The organism is Komagataeibacter sp. FNDCR2 (assembly GCF_021295395.1).
Lineage (GTDB): Bacteria > Pseudomonadota > Alphaproteobacteria > Acetobacterales > Acetobacteraceae > Komagataeibacter.
The window spans coordinates 652,461-668,609 of sequence record NZ_JAIWOU010000001.1; the positions used below are offsets into that span (position 1 = coordinate 652,461).

Here is a 16,149-nt window from a genome sequence, read left to right on the forward strand (position 1 = left end):
GGCACACCGGCATGGCGGCGAAAAGCTGCAAATTAAATTCAGGAATTATTCTTGCATTTCGCCGCCGGCGCACATTATGGGGGGAACGCCCTGCGTCACATGCTCCCTAGCTGATAAGAATATCGTGCAATGTCTGATACATCGCCCCCCCGCCGTGGTCGTGGTCGCCCGCCCAAGACAGCCCGCGCGCCCGAGGGCACGCGCGGCATGCTGGTCCGGGCGGGCGTGGAGCTGCTGACGGAAAAAGGCTTTTCCTCCACCCGCGTGGATGACGTGCTGAACGCGACCGGAATTTCAAAGGGCTCGTTTTACGCCTGCTTCGACAGCAAGCAGGCGTTCGGTCGCATCCTGATCGAGAGTTATGCCAGCCATTTCAACGCCCGGATCGACCGCTGCCTGGGCGATGGCACGCTTCCGCCGCTGCGCAGGCTGCTCAATTTCGTCCATGACGCCCGCGACGGCATGCAGCGCCACGCATTCCGCCGGGGGTGCCTGATCGGCAATCTCGGCCATGAAGTCGATATTCTGCCCGAATCGTTCAATGTCCTGCTCTGCGCGATTCTGAACGGCTGGGAACGCCGCGTGACCGATTGCCTGCTGGAGGTGTACGGCACCACGCCGGACCATGGGCAAAAGCAGCTCTGTGCCCAGCTCGCACGCTATTTCTGGATCGGGTGGGAAGGCGCGGTGCTGCGCGCGCGGGTGGAACACGGGCCTGCGGCGCTCGACCTGTTCGCAACCTTCTTTTTCGCGCAGGCGGCAACCCTGCTGGGGGTGGCTTCGCCCGATCCGGGCGGCACTATCCCGCCCGTATCGCCCGAACCGCCTGCGCGCGTGAAAACAGATCCAGCAGCAGGCTGATTGCGGGCCTGCGCGCGCGCAGCGCGGGCGGGGCGTCGCGCGCGGGAGTATCCACGATCCGCCGGGCGTCCTGCGCGGCGAGGCGCAGCAGCATATCCACATGCAGCGGGCTGGCCAGCCGCAGGTCCGGCATGCCGGACTGCCTGCGCCCGGTCAGGTCGCCCCCGCCGCGCAGGCGGAAATCCTCATCGGCGATGAGAAAGCCGTCATCCGTTTCACGCAGCAGCGCCAGCCTGCGCCGGGCGGTCTGGCCCAGCGCGCTGTCATGCAGCAAAAGGCAGTAGGATTCAGCCCGTCCCCGCCCCACGCGCCCACGGAGCTGGTGCAACTGGGCCAGGCCAAAACGCTCGGCATGTTCGATAATCATGACCGTGGCGTCGGGTATGTCCACGCCTACCTCGATCACCGTCGTCGCCACGAGAATACGGGTCTTTCCCGCCGCGAAATCGGCAATGGCCTGTTCACGCACCGCGATGTCCTGCTGCCCGTGGGCAAGCCCCACCTGCGCGGGACCAAAATGCGCGGCCAGCGCGGCGTACCGGGCCTCGGCCGCGGCGATGTCGGTGGTCTCGCTCTCACTCACCAGCGGGCAGACCCAGAAAATCCGCGCGCCGCGCGCCAGCGCGCGTTCCATGCCCACCAGCAGATCCCCCATGGCTGACAGCGCATGGAGCGAGGTCCGCACCGGCTTGCGCCCGGCGGGCTTCACGTCCAGCCGACTGACCAGCATGTCCCCCCACTGCGTCAGCAGCAGGCTGCGCGGAATGGGGGTCGCGGTCATGACCAGCACGTCCGTCCGGGGGCCTTTTTCACCCAGCATGGCGCGCTGCTCCACGCCAAAGCGGTGCTGCTCGTCAATCACCGCCAGCGCCAGATCGGCAAACACCACGCGCTCCTGAAACAGGGCATGCGTGCCGATGACCAGCCGGGCCGTGCCATCGGCTATCATGGCCAGTGCCTCGCGCCGGGCCTTGCCCTTCACGCTGCCGCTCAGGAACGCGACCGGCACGGGGGAAAGCCGGGTGAAGGTGGCCAGGTGCTGGCGCGCGAGGATCTCGGTCGGTGCCATCAGGGCCGCCTGATGCCCGGCCTCCACCGCGCCCAGCATGGCCAGAAGCGCCACCAGTGTCTTGCCCGCCCCCACGTCCCCCTGCAAAAGCCGGGTCATCTGCCTTGGCGCGGCAAGATCGGCGTCGATTTCCGCCAGCGCGCGAATCTGCGCCGTGGTCGGTTCATGCCCGAAGCGCGACAGGGCGACGCCACGCAGGCTGCCATCGGCCACGATGGCCCGCCCTGGCCGCAGCCGGTTCAGCCTGCGCGCCTGCGCCATGGACACCTGCTGGGCCAGCAGGTCGTCACAGGCCAGCCGCGCCCGCGCCCGTTCCGACGCGGCCACCAGTGCCGCGCCCTCCAGCAGTTCGGGAAAATCACATGGCCGGTGCAGCGTGCGCAGCGCCTGCTCGAAACCCGGCCACTTGCGCGCCGCCAGCACGCTTGCATCCTGCCATTCGGGCAGGTCGGGAAAAATATCGAACGCCGCCCTGATGGCCGCACGCACCTGACCGGGGAACAGCCCCGCCGTCAGCGGCCAGACGGGATCAAGCAGCGGGATTTCACCCGCGCGCGCGGCGGGGACGAGATAATCGGGGTGGGCCATGTTCAGCCGGTCGCCAAAACGCTCCAGCATGCCCGATACGCATATTTCCTGCCCTGTCTCCAGCCTGCGGGCCTGATGGGGGGAGAAAAAGACCAGTTCGGCCTCCGCCGTGCCATCGCTGACCTGTACCCGCCATGGCCGCCTGCCGCGCGCCCCGCCGGGCGCGGGGGGCACGATGCGCGTGATCGTGACGTGAAGCGTGCATACGCGCCCCGTTTCCGCCGCGCGCAGGGTGGGGCGGTAACGCCGGTCCACCACGGATTCCGGCAGGTGGAACAGAAGGTCGATCACACGCGGGCCGGAAGCCGCGCGCGCCAGCAGCCGCGCCGTGGCGGGTCTGACCCCGTTCAGGCTTTCAATACCGGCCAGCAGCGGGGCAAGAACGGTCGGGGCGGGCAGGGTGGTCGTATCGGGCACGCGGTGGTTTATCCTGCGGGGTAGCATCTGTGTCATAGGGTGGTCATACGGGCTGACAGATGCCCGCATGAGGGCTATAGGACACCTGCGTTACGGAACAAAACACAACCATTACGGGGTGGAACGCAATGGAAGCCATGACTCCTGATCTCTCGCGCCTGGATACACGGCGGCGGCGGATATATTACCGCGCCACGCATCGTGGCACACATGAAACGGACGTGCTGATCGGCGGGTTCGTCGCCCCCCGGCTCGAAACCATGACGGATGCCCAGCTTGACGCGCTGGAGGAAGTGATGGACCTGCCCGATGCCGACCTGGCGGACTGGCTGAGCGGCCGCCGCCCCGTACCGCCCGGACTTGATACGCCCATGATGCGTGAAATCATGGCCGACGCCACCGACCCCGCGCGTCTTGCGGCGATCCGGGGCGGAAGATGAACGATACGGCGGGATTCTCGCTGGCGCCCGGCGCGCCGGTGCCCGTATGGGGCGTGCCCGACGGGTATGACGCCTTCCTTCTGGCCCGCCGGATGGATGAGCATGACGGGCCCGTGCTGCATGTCTGCCGCGATGACGCGGGCATGGCGCGCATCGCGGACCTGCTGGGCTTTGTCGCGCCAAAGGCGGAAATCCTGCGTTTTCCCGGCTGGGACTGCCTGCCGTATGATCGTGTCTCCCCCAACCCCGCCATCGTGGCGGAACGGGTGGCGACCCTGACCCGCCTGCTTGAAAAAAGCACGGCGCCGCGCATCGTGCTGACCACGGTCAGCGGGCTGGTGCAGCGCGTGGCCCCGCGCGCGGCGTTCGCGGGGCAGTCGATAACGATAAAGACGGGCGAAAGCCTGGATGCGCCGTTCCTTATGGAACTGCTGGTCGCCCACGGCTACAACCGCACCGATACGGTGATGGACCAAGGCGAGTTCGCCACACGTGGCGGCATTTTCGATATTTTTCCCGCAGGTGAGGGCGAGCCGGTACGCCTCGACCTGTTTGGCGACGAGGTGGAGAACATCCGCCGCTTCGACCCCGGCACCCAGCTTTCCACCGCGAAGATCAACAGCCTGACCATGCGGCCCGTGGCTGACTTCAGCCTTGATCCCGCCTCCATATCGCGCTTTCGCACCGGCTGGCGCGACCTGTTCGGCCCCGCCGCCGCCAGTGACCCGCTGTACCAGCACATATCCGAGGGACGGCGCCACGCGGGGATGGAACACTGGCTGCCCCTGTTCCATGAACATATGGAAACGCTGGTGGACTACCTGCCCGGCGTTTCCATCTCGCTCGCCAACCAGGCGCAGGAAGTGCTGGCCGCCCGGCTGGAAATGATCGCGGACCACTTCGACGCCCGCAAACAGCCCACGCGGGAGGGGGAGGTACCCTACCGCCCGCTGCCGCCGCATCTCATGTATCTCGACCGCAAGGGGTGGGATGCGATGATCAGCGGCAAGAAAGCGGTGGTGTTCATGCCCTTTGCCCAGCCCGATGGCGCGCCGGGCATGGACGCGGGCGGCAGGCCCGGCCAGATGTTCGCCAAGACCGTGACCGAGGGGCGTGAAAACGTCTTCCCCATGCTGCATGCGCGGGTGGATGAGTGGGCGCAGACCGGCCGGCGCGTCTATGTCACGGCATGGAGCCGGGGATCGTGCGAGCGTATTGGCGTGCTGCTGCGCGAATACCGCCTGCCGGTGCAGACCTTCGCCACATGGGACGAAGCCCGCAAGATGCGCCCCGGCACGGTGGGCCTGCTGACATTGGGTCTGGACCGGGGCTTCGTGGCCGATAACGTCGCCTTCGTGTCCGAACAGGACCTGCTGGGTGAGCGGATTTCGCGCCCGCCGCGCCGCCGCAAGAAGGCCGACCAGTTCATTTCCGAAGCATCCGAAATCGCGGAAGGCGACCTGATCGTCCATCAGGATTATGGCATCGGCCGTTATGACGGGCTTGAAACCATTGGCGTCGGCGCCGCGCCGCATGACTGCCTGCGCCTGATCTATGACGGCAACGAGAAGCTGTTCCTGCCGGTCGAGAATATCGAACTGCTCAGCCGCTTCGGCTCGGATCAGGCGCATGTGGCGCTGGACCGGCTGGGCGGCACCTCATGGCAGTCGCGCAAGGCGAAGATGAAGCAGCGCATCCGCGACATGGCGGGTGAACTGATCCGCACCGCCGCCGCGCGCGCGCTGCGCGAAGCCCCGGCGCTGACACCCGAAGACGGGATGTGGGACGAATTCTGCGCCCGCTTCCCCTTCATCGAGACCGAGGACCAGTCCCGCGCCATCTCGGATGTGCTCGATGACATGGCTTCGGGCAAGCCGATGGACCGGCTGGTCTGCGGCGATGTCGGCTTTGGCAAGACGGAAGTCGCCCTGCGCGCGGCGTTCGTCGCCGCCATGTCCGGCGCGCAGGTGGCGGTGGTGGTGCCGACAACGCTTCTGGCGCGCCAGCACTACCGTACTTTTTCGGCGCGCTTCGCCGGGCTTCCTGTCAACGTGGCGCAGCTTTCGCGCATGGTCACGGGCAAGGAGGCCACCGCCGTGCGCAAGGGGCTGGCCGATGGCACGGTCAATATCGTGATCGGCACCCATGCGCTGCTGGCCAAGACGGTCAAATTCGCTGATCTCGGGCTGCTGATCGTGGATGAGGAGCAGCATTTCGGCGTGGCGCACAAGGAAAAGCTCAAGGCGCTGCGTGAAGACGTGCATGTCCTGACCCTGTCCGCCACGCCGCTGCCGCGCACGCTGCAACTCGCCCTGACCGGGGTGCGGGAAATGAGCCTGATCGCAACGCCGCCCACCGACCGGCTGGCGGTACGCACCTTCATCATGCCGTTCGACAGCGTGGTGATACGTGAAGCGATCCAGCGCGAGCGTTTCCGTGGCGGGCAGGTGTTCTGTGTCGTGCCCCGGATCGAGGATCTGGACCGCATGGCCGCGCGCCTGGCCGAGATCGTGCCCGACGCCCGGCTGGTGCAGGCCCATGGTCGCCTGACACCCACCGAGCTGGAACGGGTCATGACCGAATTCAGCGATGGCAAATATGACATCCTGCTGTCCACCAACATTGTGGAAAGCGGGCTGGACATGCCTGCGGTCAACACGCTCATCATCCACCGGGCCGACATGTTCGGGCTGGGGCAGCTCTACCAGTTGCGCGGACGGGTCGGGCGCGGCAAGCAGCGTGGCTATGCCTACCTGACATGGCCGCAAACCCACGTGCTTTCGGCCGCGGCGCAGAAGCGGCTGGAAGTGATGCAGACGCTCGATACGCTGGGCGCGGGATTCACGCTGGCGTCACATGACCTGGACCTGCGCGGCGCGGGCAACCTGCTGGGCGATGAACAGTCCGGCCATATCCGTGAGGTCGGCATCGAACTCTACCAGCAGATGCTGGAGGATGCGGTCGCGGACCTGCGCACCGAAAAGGGACGGCGCAGGCTGCAGGATCGCGACTGGACGCCCAACATCATCCTGGGCCTGCCGGTGCTGATACCCGATACCTACGTGACCGACCTGCCGGTGCGCCTGAGCCTGTACCGGCGCATCGCGGCACTGGCCAACGACGCCGAGGTCGAGGCGATGGAAGCCGAACTGGTGGACCGCTTCGGCACCATGCCCGATGAGGTCCGCAACCTGCTGGACGTGGTCACGCTGAAGCGCATGTGCCGCGCGGCGGGGGTGGAACGGCTGGAAGCCGGCCCCAAGGGCATGGTCATCCAGTTCCGGGGCAACACCTTCGCCAACCCGGCGGGGCTGGTGGCGTGGATCGCCCGGCAGAAGGAAGCCAATGTCCGCCTGCGTCCCGACCATAAGCTGGCCATCATACGCGAAATGACCAATGCCCAGCGCATAACCCAGGCGCGCAGGGTGCTGACGGCACTGGTCGGGCTGGCGCGGGAGGATGCGGGCATTCCGGCCTGAAAACCGTCCACGCGGCCGTTCCGTGGCCTGGGAAAACACACGGACGGCGGGCCTTACGGCCCGTCATCCCATCAGGGCATGCTCCGTCGCGAATGCGCCCTAATGAATGGGTAGCGGGATGTGGTTGACGGTCATCACGCCGCCTTCCCAGCTTACATCCCACGACGTACCGCCCGATGCCGACTTGTGGCCAAACAGCTTGGCCAGGATCAGCGCCGCACTGGCCCGTGTCTGGCCCGCATTGCGCAAGGTGTCGATCACGGCGTCGAGGTTCTGCACCAGTATGTGGCCGGTGGCGGAAGATGCATCGGTATGGCCGGTCAGGTTGGCGTCGCCATTGCCGGTAATCTGCATGGCCCCGCGCTGGGCCGTCAGGGCCGAGACATGCAGCGGCACCATCACGTTTTCCGGTGGGCGGCCGGTTATGGCTTCGGCCAGCGGTACGAGCGAACTGCTGGGCACCGCCGCCCTGGCCGTCGCCTGTTGCGGCAGGGCGCTGACCAGCAGCGTATTGCGTGATCCGGTTATGCCGACACCCTGTGTCTCCAGCGTTACGGTTGCCGGTGCGCTATCGCTCTTCGCCCCCGCCAGATGCAGGTGCGCGCGCCGGAAGGACAGCCGCGTCTCCCCATTGGTCAGCAGGCCGCCCTGCCACGTCAGGTCGTAGCTGCCCCCCGCGCGCAGCCCGTCCATGATCGGCGCGGCGGCGGAGGCGAAATAGGCCTGTTCACATCCCTCGGAATGATGCCCCGTCATGACCGCGAGCAGGACGAGGGAGGCGACATCCTCCATATCCCGCAGGGCCTGCTGCCCCATGCCCGTGCCGCTGGCCGCGATATCGGTGGCGTGGAAGGTCTGGTTGGTCCTGCCGCCCGCCAGCGCCAGATCATATCCCTGCCCGGAAAGAACACTGCCGCCATGGGGCTGGCTGCTCCCGGTAACCTGCACCCTTGCGCAGGTCTCGGGCAGGGCGGTGGCCTTTGCCGCCCCCATGCAGGACAGGGTAGCGAGAACGGTGGTTATGAATAATTTCTTCATGTGCCTTACACGTTGGCGTGATTATGCCCGCGACGCAATCGGGCATACTACTTCCGTCCCATGATAATACAGCCCGAGCCCGCTGCCCATGCTGCGCAAGATTGATACTTTCCTGCTCTGCCTGCTGGCCACCGTGGTACTGGCCAGCGTGTCGCCATGCCGGGGGGTGGGGGTTAATCTGTTCAATACCCTCGCCATTATCATGATCGCGAACATGTTCTTCCTTCAGGGCGCGCGGCTGTCGCGCCGCGCGGTGGCGGAAGGGGTCACGCACTGGCGCATCCATCTCGCCATCCTGTCATGCACTTTCGTCATGTTCCCGCTGCTGGGCATGGGGCTGCACCGGCTGCTGCCGGGCATGCTGGACAGCGCCATGTGGACGGGAATCCTGTTCCTGTGCTGCCTGCCTTCCACGGTGCAGTCCTCCATCGCCTTTACCTCCATCGCGCGGGGCAACGTGGCGGCGGCCATCTGTTCGGCCACGCTTTCCAACATACTGGGCATTTTCCTTACCCCCCTGCTGGTGGGGCTCCTGTTCAACCGCAGTGCCGGGGGCGGCGGGGGCGGCATCCTGCCCATCGTGCTGCAACTGCTCGTCCCCTTCATCGCCGGGCAGGTCGCGCAGCCATGGATTGGCGGATGGGCCCAGCGACACAGGAAACTGCTGGCCTTTTCCGATCGCGGGTCGATCCTTGTCGTGGTGTACACCGCCTTCAGCGAGGCCGTGACCCAGGGCCTGTGGCACCGCCTGCCACCCGCGCAGATCGGCCGTGTGGTGGTGATGGATACGGGCGTGCTGGTCCTTGCGCTGGGGCTGGCCTATCTGCTGGCGCGCGTGGGCGGCTTTGGCCGCGCCGACCGGATCGCCATACTTTTCTGCGGGTCGAAGAAATCGCTGGCCTCTGGCGTGCCGATCGCCAGCGTGCTGTTCTCGCCTTCCGATATCGGGCTGATCGTGATGCCGCTCATGATCTATCATCAGGTACAGCTTTTCGTATGCGCGACCCTGGCCCGGCGCTTCGCCACGCAGGCGGAGAAGCAGATACCGGCTGAACCCTGACCATGACGGTCGGGGCCAGAACACATGCCGTGTCGCGGGCCCCGTGGATTTTGAAATGGCCTTCATGTCGATCGCCCCTCGCATACAGTGGCATGGCCCGGTATGTAGGCACTAGACAGGCCGCATGGTGTGCCCAGGGGCATGACAACTGCATGAATGGTGGAGAAAGATGACAGGACTGGATCCGGACAACTGGGATACGCTGCGGGCCCTGGGCCACCAGATGGTGGATGACATGATCGACCGCCTGTCCACCCTGCGCGAGCGTCCCGTCTGGCAGCCCATGCCCACGCCCCTGCGTGAGGAACTGCGCACCGGCCTGCCCCATGACCCCACCCCGCCCGCGGAGCTGTACGCCCGCTTCCGTAAACTGGTGGAGCCGTATTCCACCGGCAACGTGCATCCCGGCTTCATGGGCTGGGTGCATGGCGGCGGCACGGCGGTCGGCATGCTGTCCGAGCTGCTGGTGGGCGGCCTGAACGCCAATTGCGGGGGGCGTGACCATGCCCCCATTGAGGTCGAGCGCGAAGTGATCCGCTGGGCGGCCGAAATGTGCGGCTTCCCCGCCGAGACATCGGGCCTGCTGGTCACCGGCTCCTCCATGGCGAACATGATCGCGGTCATTACCGCCAGCCGCGCCGTGCCGGACGGGCTGGACATGCGCGCCAGCGGCGTGGGCACGCGCAGGCTGGTGGGATACGCCGCCGCAACCGCCCATGGCTGCATCTCGCGTGCGTTCGACCTGACCGGTCTGGGCACGGACAGCCTGCGCGTGATTCCGGTTGATGACAGGAACCGCATGGTCCTGCCGGAACTGGAGCGTGCGATCGCGCGCGATCGCGCGGCCGGGCTGGAACCGTTCATGGTGATCGGCACGGCGGGCACGGTGGATACCGGCGCGATCGACGACCTGGACGCGCTGGCGGACATCGCGGCGCGGGAAGGCATCTGGTTCCATGTCGATGGCGCGTTCGGCGCGCTGGCCATGCTGTCCGACACGTTGCGGCCCATGCTGCGCGGTCTGGACCGGGCCGACAGCGTGGCGTTTGACTTCCATAAATGGGCGCAGGTCCAGTATGACGCGGGCTGTATCCTTGTCCGCCGGCCCGGCGCGCAGGCCGCCGCCTTCGCCCAGTCCCGCGCCTATCTCGCCCGCGAGGACCGTGGCCTCGCCACCAACGCGCCATGGTATTGCGACCTCGGCCCCGACCTGTCGCGCGGTTTCCGCGCACTGAAGGTGTGGATGACGCTGGGCACGTACGGTGCGGACGGCATGGGCCGGATGATCGCAAATTGCTGCGCCATAGCACAACACCTGGCCCGGCGGGTGGAAGCCAGCCCCCGGCTGGAACTCCTTGCCCCCGTCACGCTGAATATCGTGTGCTTCCGTATCATCGCGCCGGTGGCGGATCTCGACCACTTCAATGGGGAGGTGGTGAAAGACCTGCATGAAAGCGGGGTCGCCGCTCCTTCCACCACCATCATCAACGGGCACAAGGCGGTGCGCGCGGCCATTGTCAACCACCGCACCACCAACGCGGATGTGGACCGGATGCTCGAAGCCCTGCTGGAACTGGCCGATCGCAGGCTGGTGCCCGCCTGATGCGGGCAGGGGGGATTACCGCCCCCCGCGCCGGGTGGCGGCTTCCTCCCCGAACAGTTCGGAGAGTTTTTTCATCATGGTGCCGCCCAGCTCCTCGGGGTCGGTAATGGTCACGGCGCGGCGGTAGTAGCGTGTCACGTCATGGCCGATGCCGATGGCCAGAAGCTCGGTGCTGGTGCGCGTCTCGATATGGGCGATCACCTCGCGCAGGTGATTTTCCAGATAGGAACCCTGATTGACGGATAACGTGCTGTCATCCACCGGCGCGCCATCGGAAATCACCATCAGGATACGCCGCCCCTCCACACGCGCGGCCAGACGCCGCTGCGCCCAGAGCAGGGCTTCCCCATCAATGTTTTCCTTGAGCAGTCCCTCCCGCAGCATCAGCCCGAGGTTGCGCCGGGCGCGACGCCACGGCATGTCCGCCGCCTTGTAAATGATATGGCGCAGGTCGTTCAGCCTGCCGGGATTGGCGGGCTTGCCCGCTTCCACCCATGCCTCGCGGCTCCGGCCGCCCTTCCACGCCCGCGTGGTGAAGCCCAGCACCTCCACCTTCACCGCGCAGCGTTCCAGCGTGCGGGCAAGGATGTCGCCACACATCGCGGCGACCGAGATGGGCCGCCCGCGCATGGATCCCGAATTGTCGATCAGCAGGGTAACGACCGTATCGCGGAATTCCGTGTCCCGCTCACGTTTGTACGAAAGCGAAAGCATGGGATTGACCACGATGCGCGACAGGCGCCCGGCATCGAGCATGCCTTCCTCCAGGTCGAATTCCCATGCGCGCGTCTGCTGCGCCATAAGCTTGCGCTGCAACCTGTTGGCCAGTTTGGATACGACGCCCTGCATGCTTACAAGCTGCTGGTCCAGCGTCTGGCGCAGGCGGTACAGTTCCTCCGCGTCACACAGATCCTCGGCGGCGATCTCCTCGTCAAACACGGTGGTGAAGGCGTGATAGACGGGGGTAAAGTCTTCCTCCGGCGCGGTTTCCTCGGCCGGGCCGCCTGCTTCTTCCGATCCGCTGGCCGCGCCGCCCTGTTCGCCATCCTCCGGTTCGTCATCACCGGCCCCCACGCCCTGGGACATCTGCATGGGCAGGGCGTTCTCATCCTCCTCCGGGCCATCATCCTGCGGCTCGGGGGTGGTGTCGTCGGTCTGGTCCTCGTCCTCGGTGGTGGTGGTGTCGGCCTCGGTCGTGCCGTCATCCGCCTCTTCCTCGGGCAGGACGTCCTGCGGCAGCAGGTCGCAGGCCATGAGCAGGCGACGCGCGGCCTGTGCAAACTCCTTCTGGCTGTCCTGCCGCGCCACCATTTCATCCAGCGCGCGTCCCGCCGCGGGGGGCAGGGTCTTTTCCCACCCGGCCATGAGGTCGCGCATGGCGGCCGGCACAGGGTGGCCGGACATGCGCGCGCGCGCCAGCAGGCCGAGTGCGAGCGGGGTTGGCAGCCGGTCATGGCCCGGCAGGCGGTCCAGCCCCAGATCCGCGCATTCCTGCGCCAGACGGGCATCAAGATTGGCCGCGACACCGGCCATGTGCCGCGCGCCCAGGCTTTCCACCCGGGCCTGTTCCAGCACGTCATAGACTTCACGCGCCTCGCCCACGGGGGGGCGGACACTTTCATGCAGCCCTTCGTCATGGTGGCGCAGGCGCAGGGCGGCGGCATCCGCGGCGCCGCGCATGCGGGTCATCTCCGCCGCCGTCATCTGGCGTGCGGGATGGGGCAGGCGGACATGCGTGCCGGTAACGGACACCCCCGACGGCACGGGACCGTTGAGGAATGAGACCTCCGTCTGCGCCTGCCCGCCCAGCGCGCGCACGGCGCCCACGGTCGCGCGCTTGAACCGCTCGGCCATGCGGGCTTCGTTCTCGGCCGCCGGGGAGGGGTTTTTTTTCCTGTTCTCTCGCATACCTGGCCCGTGCCCTGCCATCAGCCCCTGGGCGCCAGCGGGCTGGTATTGAAACAGCGCTGGTAATATTCCGCCACGGTGGGGCGTTCCGCCTCATCGCATTTGTTGAGGAAGGTAACGCGGAAGGCGAAGGCGAGATCATTAAAAATACGGAAGTTCTCGGCCCAGCTAATCACCGTGCGTGGTGACATGACGGTCGAGATATCGCCCGCGATAAAACCCGAACGGGTCAGGTCCGCCAGCGCGACCATGCTTTCGACGCACCTGCGCCCGGCTTCGTCTTTGGTGGGGTCGATATTCATGCGCGCGAGCACGATGGCGGTTTCCTGCGCATGCGGCAGGTAGTTGAGCGTGGTCACGATGTTCCAGCGGTCCATCTGGCCCTGATTGATCTGCTGGGTGCCGTGGTACAGCCCGGTCGTATCCCCCAGCCCGACGGTGTTGGCCGTGGCGAACAGGCGGAAGAAGGGATGCGGGCGGATGACGCGGTTCTGGTCCAGCAGGGTCAGGTGGCCTTCCACCTCCAGCACGCGCTGGATCACGAACATCACATCGGGACGACCGGCGTCATATTCGTCAAACACCAGCGCGCAGGGGTGCTGCAGGCCCCATGGCAGCAGGCCCTCGCGGAATTCGGTGATCTGCTTGCCATCCTTCAGCACGATCGCGTCCTTGCCGATCAGGTCGATGCGCGAGATGTGGCTGTCGAGGTTGATGCGCACGCTGGGCCAGTTCAGCCGCGCGGCCACCTGCTCGATATGCGAGGACTTGCCCGTGCCATGATAGCCCTGGACCATGACGCGACGGTTGAAGGCGAACCCGGCGAGGATGGCCAGCGTGGTGTCGTGATCGAACTTGTAGGCCGGGTCGATCTCGGGCACATGGTCGGTCCGCACCGAAAAGGCGGGCACCTGCATGTCGCTGTCGATACCGAAGACCTCACGCGCGGACACGACAAGATCGGGGGCCGAAACAGCCGAGATGGCGGGTAATGGCGTGCCGTTGGCATCCACTGCGGCGGTAGTCAGGTCAGCGGGTTCGTTCATCTGCTTTCTTGTCCGTCACTTCGTCTGTTCTGGCCCGCCATGGCGGCGCGGCGCGCGCCCGGTCGGGCCGTGAGTATAGGTAGGTACGCAACGATCTGCCAATCCGTGCCCTGCCCGGCGTCTGCCCCAGGTCAGGCGCTGCGGGCCATGCCGTCGCGCTGGCGGGTGCCCACAAGATGCGCGCGCACGGTGGTGTAGGCGATATTGATGCCCTTGAACCGCTCCTCCGCCTTGCGGTCGCCGCCATTGGCGTCGGGGTGATGCTGGCGGGCCAGATCCTTGTAACGCGCCTTGAGTTCATCCAGTGACACGGGCCAGCCCAGATCAAGCACGCCCAACGGATATTTGAGCGCGTCTGGCGCTTCGGCGCGGCGGTCGGCCTGCTGGCGGCGGGCGCTGGCGCGCGCGCGCGCCGCCCCCTTGAGCAGCTCGAGCGGGTCGAGCACTTCCTCCTCGCTGAAGGCCTGGGCGGCATTGCCCTGTCCCAGTTTCCATGATGGCCGGTTCCATGACACGTCGGCGCGGATATGCGCCTCGATCTGGCCCGGCGACATGCCGCGATAATAGTCCCAGCGGGAATTGTACTCGCGTACGTGTTCGAGGCAGAACCAGAAATACGAGTTCAGCGCATCACGCGAACGCGGAGCGCGGTAACCCGCGGGCTGGCCGCAGTCATGCATGTCACAGCAACGATCCGGCGCGTCGGGATCGGGGTCAAAGGCGCGGTGGCGGGTGTTCCTTCTCTTCATCATAATCGTTATGTGCGCCTGTTCATGCTTCGTGCAAGAGCGAAGCTGTGCAATGAATGATCCTGCCATCATGGAGCCGTCAATGAAACAGCAGACAACCGGCCGGGCCGGACGGATCGAAAGCATCATACGCGAACACCTCGCCCCCGTGGAACTCCATATCCACGATGACAGCGCCCGCCACGCGCACCACGTCCATGTGCGCGACAACGGCGTGCAGGCGGGGGAAAGCCATTACAACGTGCTGGTCGTCAGCCCCGCCTTCGCCGGGGTGAACCGCGTGCAGCGCTCCCGCACGGTGCATGACCTGCTGGCCGCCGAGTTCGCCGGGGGGCTGCATGCCCTTTCGCTCGTGCTGCGCACGCCTGAGGAACAGGCCCGGATCGCCGCCGCATGAAGCCGGGCTTTCCCTTCGCCACGCGGCGGCTGATGATGGGGGGGCTGCTAACCCTGCTGGCCGCGTGCGCCGGCGTGCCCACGCGTGAGACGCTGGACCAGCATGGCGAGATCGAGCGGGTTGAAACCTATCTCAACACCGCGCGCGGGCTGAAGGCCAGTTTTGTGCAGACATGGCCCGATGGCGGCAAGGGGCAGGGTATCATGCGTTATGACCCGGGCCGCCTGCGGCTGGACTACACCACGCCGGGGCCCATGAAGCTGGTGGCCGCCAACGGGCACCTGCTGTTCGTGGACCACCGGCGCGAATCGGTAACGCGCATGTCGCTCGGCCGCCAGCCGCTGGGCCTGTTGCTGAACCAGCCGGTGCATCTGTCCGGCCAGATCGTGGTGACGGCCGTGCAGCACGGGACCAACAGCCTCCAGGTCTCGCTGGCGCGGGCGGATAGCGCGTCGCAGGGCATCCTGACCCTCGGCTTTTCGGATATCGGGGGCAAACTGTCGCTGCTGGTGATCGAGATGACGGATGTGGAGCGCCAGCATATCCGCCTTGACCTGACGGATACGGCGGCAGGCGGCGAAAGCTGGCCTGACGCACTATTTACCCTTTCCCCCACCGACTGAGCGCCCGACCGGCGCGCGGGGTCAGGCCCGCGCGCCGGGAATCGGGCCAAAACATTCCGGCCATGTGGCGGCAAGGGCGGCGTCCACCGCGTCCATGTCCACCTGCCTGCCCAGCTTCGCCAGGCTGGTCACGCCGTATTCGCTGATGCCGCAGGGAACGATCCCGCCAAAATCGCTCAGGTCCGGATTCACGTTGATCGCGATTCCATGCCAGCTTACCCAGCGTGAAACCCGCACCCCGAGGGCCGCGATCTTTTCCTCCCGGCCCGTGGCGGGATCGACCACCCACACGCCAATACGCTCCGCGCGGCGCTCTCCCGTCACCCCGAAGCGCGCGAGCGTGCGGATCAGCCATTCCTCCAGCGTGTGCACATAGGCCCGCAGGTCACGCGCGGGGGAAAGGCCATGCGCCTGCGCCAGATCAAGCATGACATAGGCCACCCGCTGCCCCGGCCCGTGATAGGTCCACTGCCCGCCACGCCCCGCCGGATAGGTCGGATAGCCGCGCGGATTGAACAGATCCGAGTCCCGTGCCGACGTCCCGGCGGTATAGGTGGGCGGATGTTCCAAAAGCCACACGCGCTCGGGGTGGGTGCCCGCCCGGATTCCGTGGGCCTGGGCCTCCATTTCCGCCAGCGCGGCGGGGTAGGGGACCAGATCCGGCGCCCTGTTCCATAAAAACTTGTTTTCGGTCATTGCCCGCTCGTCATCCATCGGTTATACGCCCCTTCATAGTCATGACGGTATCGCCCAGTCGATCATCGTTGTCACGTTGCGGCCATGGCGGAATGGTAGACGCGCAAGCTTGAGGTGCTTGTGGGGGCAACCCCGTGGAAGTTCGAGTCTTCTTGGCCGCACCAGTTTTTTCAAA

At 66.3% G+C, this 16,149-nt stretch carries 13 protein-coding genes and 1 tRNA gene; 8 read left to right on the top strand and 6 right to left on the bottom strand.

Annotated features, from left to right (window positions below; all coding sequences use genetic code 11):
* Nucleotides 1-129 precede the first annotated feature (129 nt).
* Nucleotides 130-861 (top strand): TetR/AcrR family transcriptional regulator, encoded by a 732-nt coding sequence (locus LDL28_RS02960; RefSeq protein WP_233057142.1) that lies wholly within the window; start codon nucleotides 130-132, stop codon nucleotides 859-861.
* Here the strand turns inward: LDL28_RS02960 and recG are convergent.
* Nucleotides 800-2,962, bottom strand: a complete 2,163-nt coding sequence (gene recG, locus LDL28_RS02965; protein WP_233059165.1) for an ATP-dependent DNA helicase RecG — start codon at nucleotides 2,960-2,962, stop codon at nucleotides 800-802. The genes LDL28_RS02960 and recG overlap by 62 nt on opposite strands.
* A gap of 101 nt (nucleotides 2,963-3,063) precedes the next feature.
* On the opposite strand from recG, the gene LDL28_RS02970 reads away from it, so the two are divergent.
* Nucleotides 3,064-3,375 carry a succinate dehydrogenase assembly factor 2 gene (locus LDL28_RS02970; RefSeq protein ID WP_025812949.1) on the top strand — a complete coding sequence of 104 codons (312 nt, stop codon included), beginning with the start codon at nucleotides 3,064-3,066 and terminating at the stop codon, nucleotides 3,373-3,375.
* The gene (gene mfd, locus LDL28_RS02975) at nucleotides 3,372-6,854 is read left to right on the top strand and encodes a transcription-repair coupling factor (protein ID WP_233057143.1); all 3,483 of its coding nucleotides are present in this window, start codon (nucleotides 3,372-3,374) and stop codon (nucleotides 6,852-6,854) included. Before LDL28_RS02970 ends, mfd begins: the two co-directional genes overlap by 4 nt.
* Nucleotides 6,855-6,953: 99 nt before the next feature.
* Here the strand turns inward: mfd and LDL28_RS02980 are convergent, their stop codons facing one another.
* Complete coding sequence (locus LDL28_RS02980; RefSeq protein WP_233057144.1) at nucleotides 6,954-7,892, bottom strand: hypothetical protein; 939 nt, start codon at nucleotides 7,890-7,892, stop codon at nucleotides 6,954-6,956.
* Between the two features lie 88 nt (nucleotides 7,893-7,980).
* Between LDL28_RS02980 and LDL28_RS02985 the strand changes: the two genes are divergently transcribed.
* On the top strand, nucleotides 7,981-8,952 hold the full coding sequence (locus tag LDL28_RS02985; RefSeq protein WP_233057145.1) for a bile acid:sodium symporter family protein: 972 nt from the start codon (nucleotides 7,981-7,983) through the stop codon (nucleotides 8,950-8,952).
* A 169-nt stretch (nucleotides 8,953-9,121) separates the two neighbouring features.
* Entirely contained in the window at nucleotides 9,122-10,555 is a 1,434-nt protein-coding gene (locus tag LDL28_RS02990; protein ID WP_233057146.1) for a pyridoxal-dependent decarboxylase, read from the top strand.
* Nucleotides 10,556-10,570: 15 nt separating this feature from the next.
* Here the strand turns inward: LDL28_RS02990 and LDL28_RS02995 are convergent, their stop codons facing one another.
* The 3 genes from LDL28_RS02995 to LDL28_RS03005 all read right to left on the bottom strand — a co-directional run bounded on the left by LDL28_RS02995 (nucleotide 10,571) and on the right by LDL28_RS03005 (nucleotide 14,261).
* On the bottom strand, nucleotides 10,571-12,463 hold the full coding sequence (locus LDL28_RS02995) for a cobaltochelatase CobT-related protein (protein ID WP_233057147.1): 1,893 nt from the start codon (nucleotides 12,461-12,463) through the stop codon (nucleotides 10,571-10,573).
* 20 nt (nucleotides 12,464-12,483) lie between these two features.
* Nucleotides 12,484-13,509 carry a cobaltochelatase subunit CobS gene (gene cobS, locus LDL28_RS03000; RefSeq protein ID WP_233057148.1) on the bottom strand — a complete coding sequence of 342 codons (1,026 nt, stop codon included), beginning with the start codon at nucleotides 13,507-13,509 and terminating at the stop codon, nucleotides 12,484-12,486.
* 131 nt (nucleotides 13,510-13,640) lie between these two features.
* The gene (locus tag LDL28_RS03005) at nucleotides 13,641-14,261 is read right to left on the bottom strand and encodes a J domain-containing protein (RefSeq protein ID WP_233057149.1); all 621 of its coding nucleotides are present in this window, start codon (nucleotides 14,259-14,261) and stop codon (nucleotides 13,641-13,643) included.
* Nucleotides 14,262-14,340: 79 nt separating this feature from the next.
* On the opposite strand from LDL28_RS03005, the gene LDL28_RS03010 reads away from it, so the two are divergent.
* Both LDL28_RS03010 and LDL28_RS03015 read left to right on the top strand, forming a co-directional pair.
* The gene (locus tag LDL28_RS03010) at nucleotides 14,341-14,655 is read left to right on the top strand and encodes a BolA family transcriptional regulator (RefSeq protein ID WP_233057150.1); all 315 of its coding nucleotides are present in this window, start codon (nucleotides 14,341-14,343) and stop codon (nucleotides 14,653-14,655) included.
* Complete coding sequence (locus LDL28_RS03015; RefSeq protein ID WP_233057151.1) at nucleotides 14,652-15,278, top strand: outer membrane lipoprotein carrier protein LolA; 627 nt, start codon at nucleotides 14,652-14,654, stop codon at nucleotides 15,276-15,278. Before LDL28_RS03010 ends, LDL28_RS03015 begins: the two co-directional genes overlap by 4 nt.
* A gap of 21 nt (nucleotides 15,279-15,299) precedes the next feature.
* Here the strand turns inward: LDL28_RS03015 and lipB are convergent, their stop codons facing one another.
* Nucleotides 15,300-15,992, bottom strand: a complete 693-nt coding sequence (gene lipB, locus LDL28_RS03020; RefSeq protein WP_233057152.1) for a lipoyl(octanoyl) transferase LipB — start codon at nucleotides 15,990-15,992, stop codon at nucleotides 15,300-15,302.
* Nucleotides 15,993-16,052: 60 nt separating this feature from the next.
* Between lipB and LDL28_RS03025 the strand changes: the two genes are divergently transcribed.
* Nucleotides 16,053-16,138, top strand: a tRNA-Leu gene (locus tag LDL28_RS03025).
* Nucleotides 16,139-16,149 lie beyond the last annotated feature (11 nt).

What these genes read in the sequence shown, in the direction of transcription:
- LDL28_RS02960 (WP_233057142.1), top strand. Translation starts at nt 130, where the DNA reads ATGTCTGATACATCGCCCCCCCGCCGTGGTCGTGGTCGCCCGCCCAAG.
- recG (WP_233059165.1), bottom strand. Translation starts at nt 2,962, where the DNA reads ATGCTACCCCGCAGGATAAACCACCGCGTGCCCGATACGACCACCCTG.
- LDL28_RS02970 (WP_025812949.1), top strand. Translation starts at nt 3,064, where the DNA reads ATGGAAGCCATGACTCCTGATCTCTCGCGCCTGGATACACGGCGGCGG.
- mfd (WP_233057143.1), top strand. Translation starts at nt 3,372, where the DNA reads ATGAACGATACGGCGGGATTCTCGCTGGCGCCCGGCGCGCCGGTGCCC.
- LDL28_RS02980 (WP_233057144.1), bottom strand. Translation starts at nt 7,892, where the DNA reads ATGAAGAAATTATTCATAACCACCGTTCTCGCTACCCTGTCCTGCATG.
- LDL28_RS02985 (WP_233057145.1), top strand. Translation starts at nt 7,981, where the DNA reads ATGCTGCGCAAGATTGATACTTTCCTGCTCTGCCTGCTGGCCACCGTG.
- LDL28_RS02990 (WP_233057146.1), top strand. Translation starts at nt 9,122, where the DNA reads ATGACAGGACTGGATCCGGACAACTGGGATACGCTGCGGGCCCTGGGC.
- LDL28_RS02995 (WP_233057147.1), bottom strand. Translation starts at nt 12,463, where the DNA reads ATGCGAGAGAACAGGAAAAAAAACCCCTCCCCGGCGGCCGAGAACGAA.
- cobS (WP_233057148.1), bottom strand. Translation starts at nt 13,509, where the DNA reads ATGAACGAACCCGCTGACCTGACTACCGCCGCAGTGGATGCCAACGGC.
- LDL28_RS03005 (WP_233057149.1), bottom strand. Translation starts at nt 14,261, where the DNA reads ATGATGAAGAGAAGGAACACCCGCCACCGCGCCTTTGACCCCGATCCC.
- LDL28_RS03010 (WP_233057150.1), top strand. Translation starts at nt 14,341, where the DNA reads ATGAAACAGCAGACAACCGGCCGGGCCGGACGGATCGAAAGCATCATA.
- LDL28_RS03015 (WP_233057151.1), top strand. Translation starts at nt 14,652, where the DNA reads ATGAAGCCGGGCTTTCCCTTCGCCACGCGGCGGCTGATGATGGGGGGG.
- lipB (WP_233057152.1), bottom strand. Translation starts at nt 15,992, where the DNA reads ATGGATGACGAGCGGGCAATGACCGAAAACAAGTTTTTATGGAACAGG.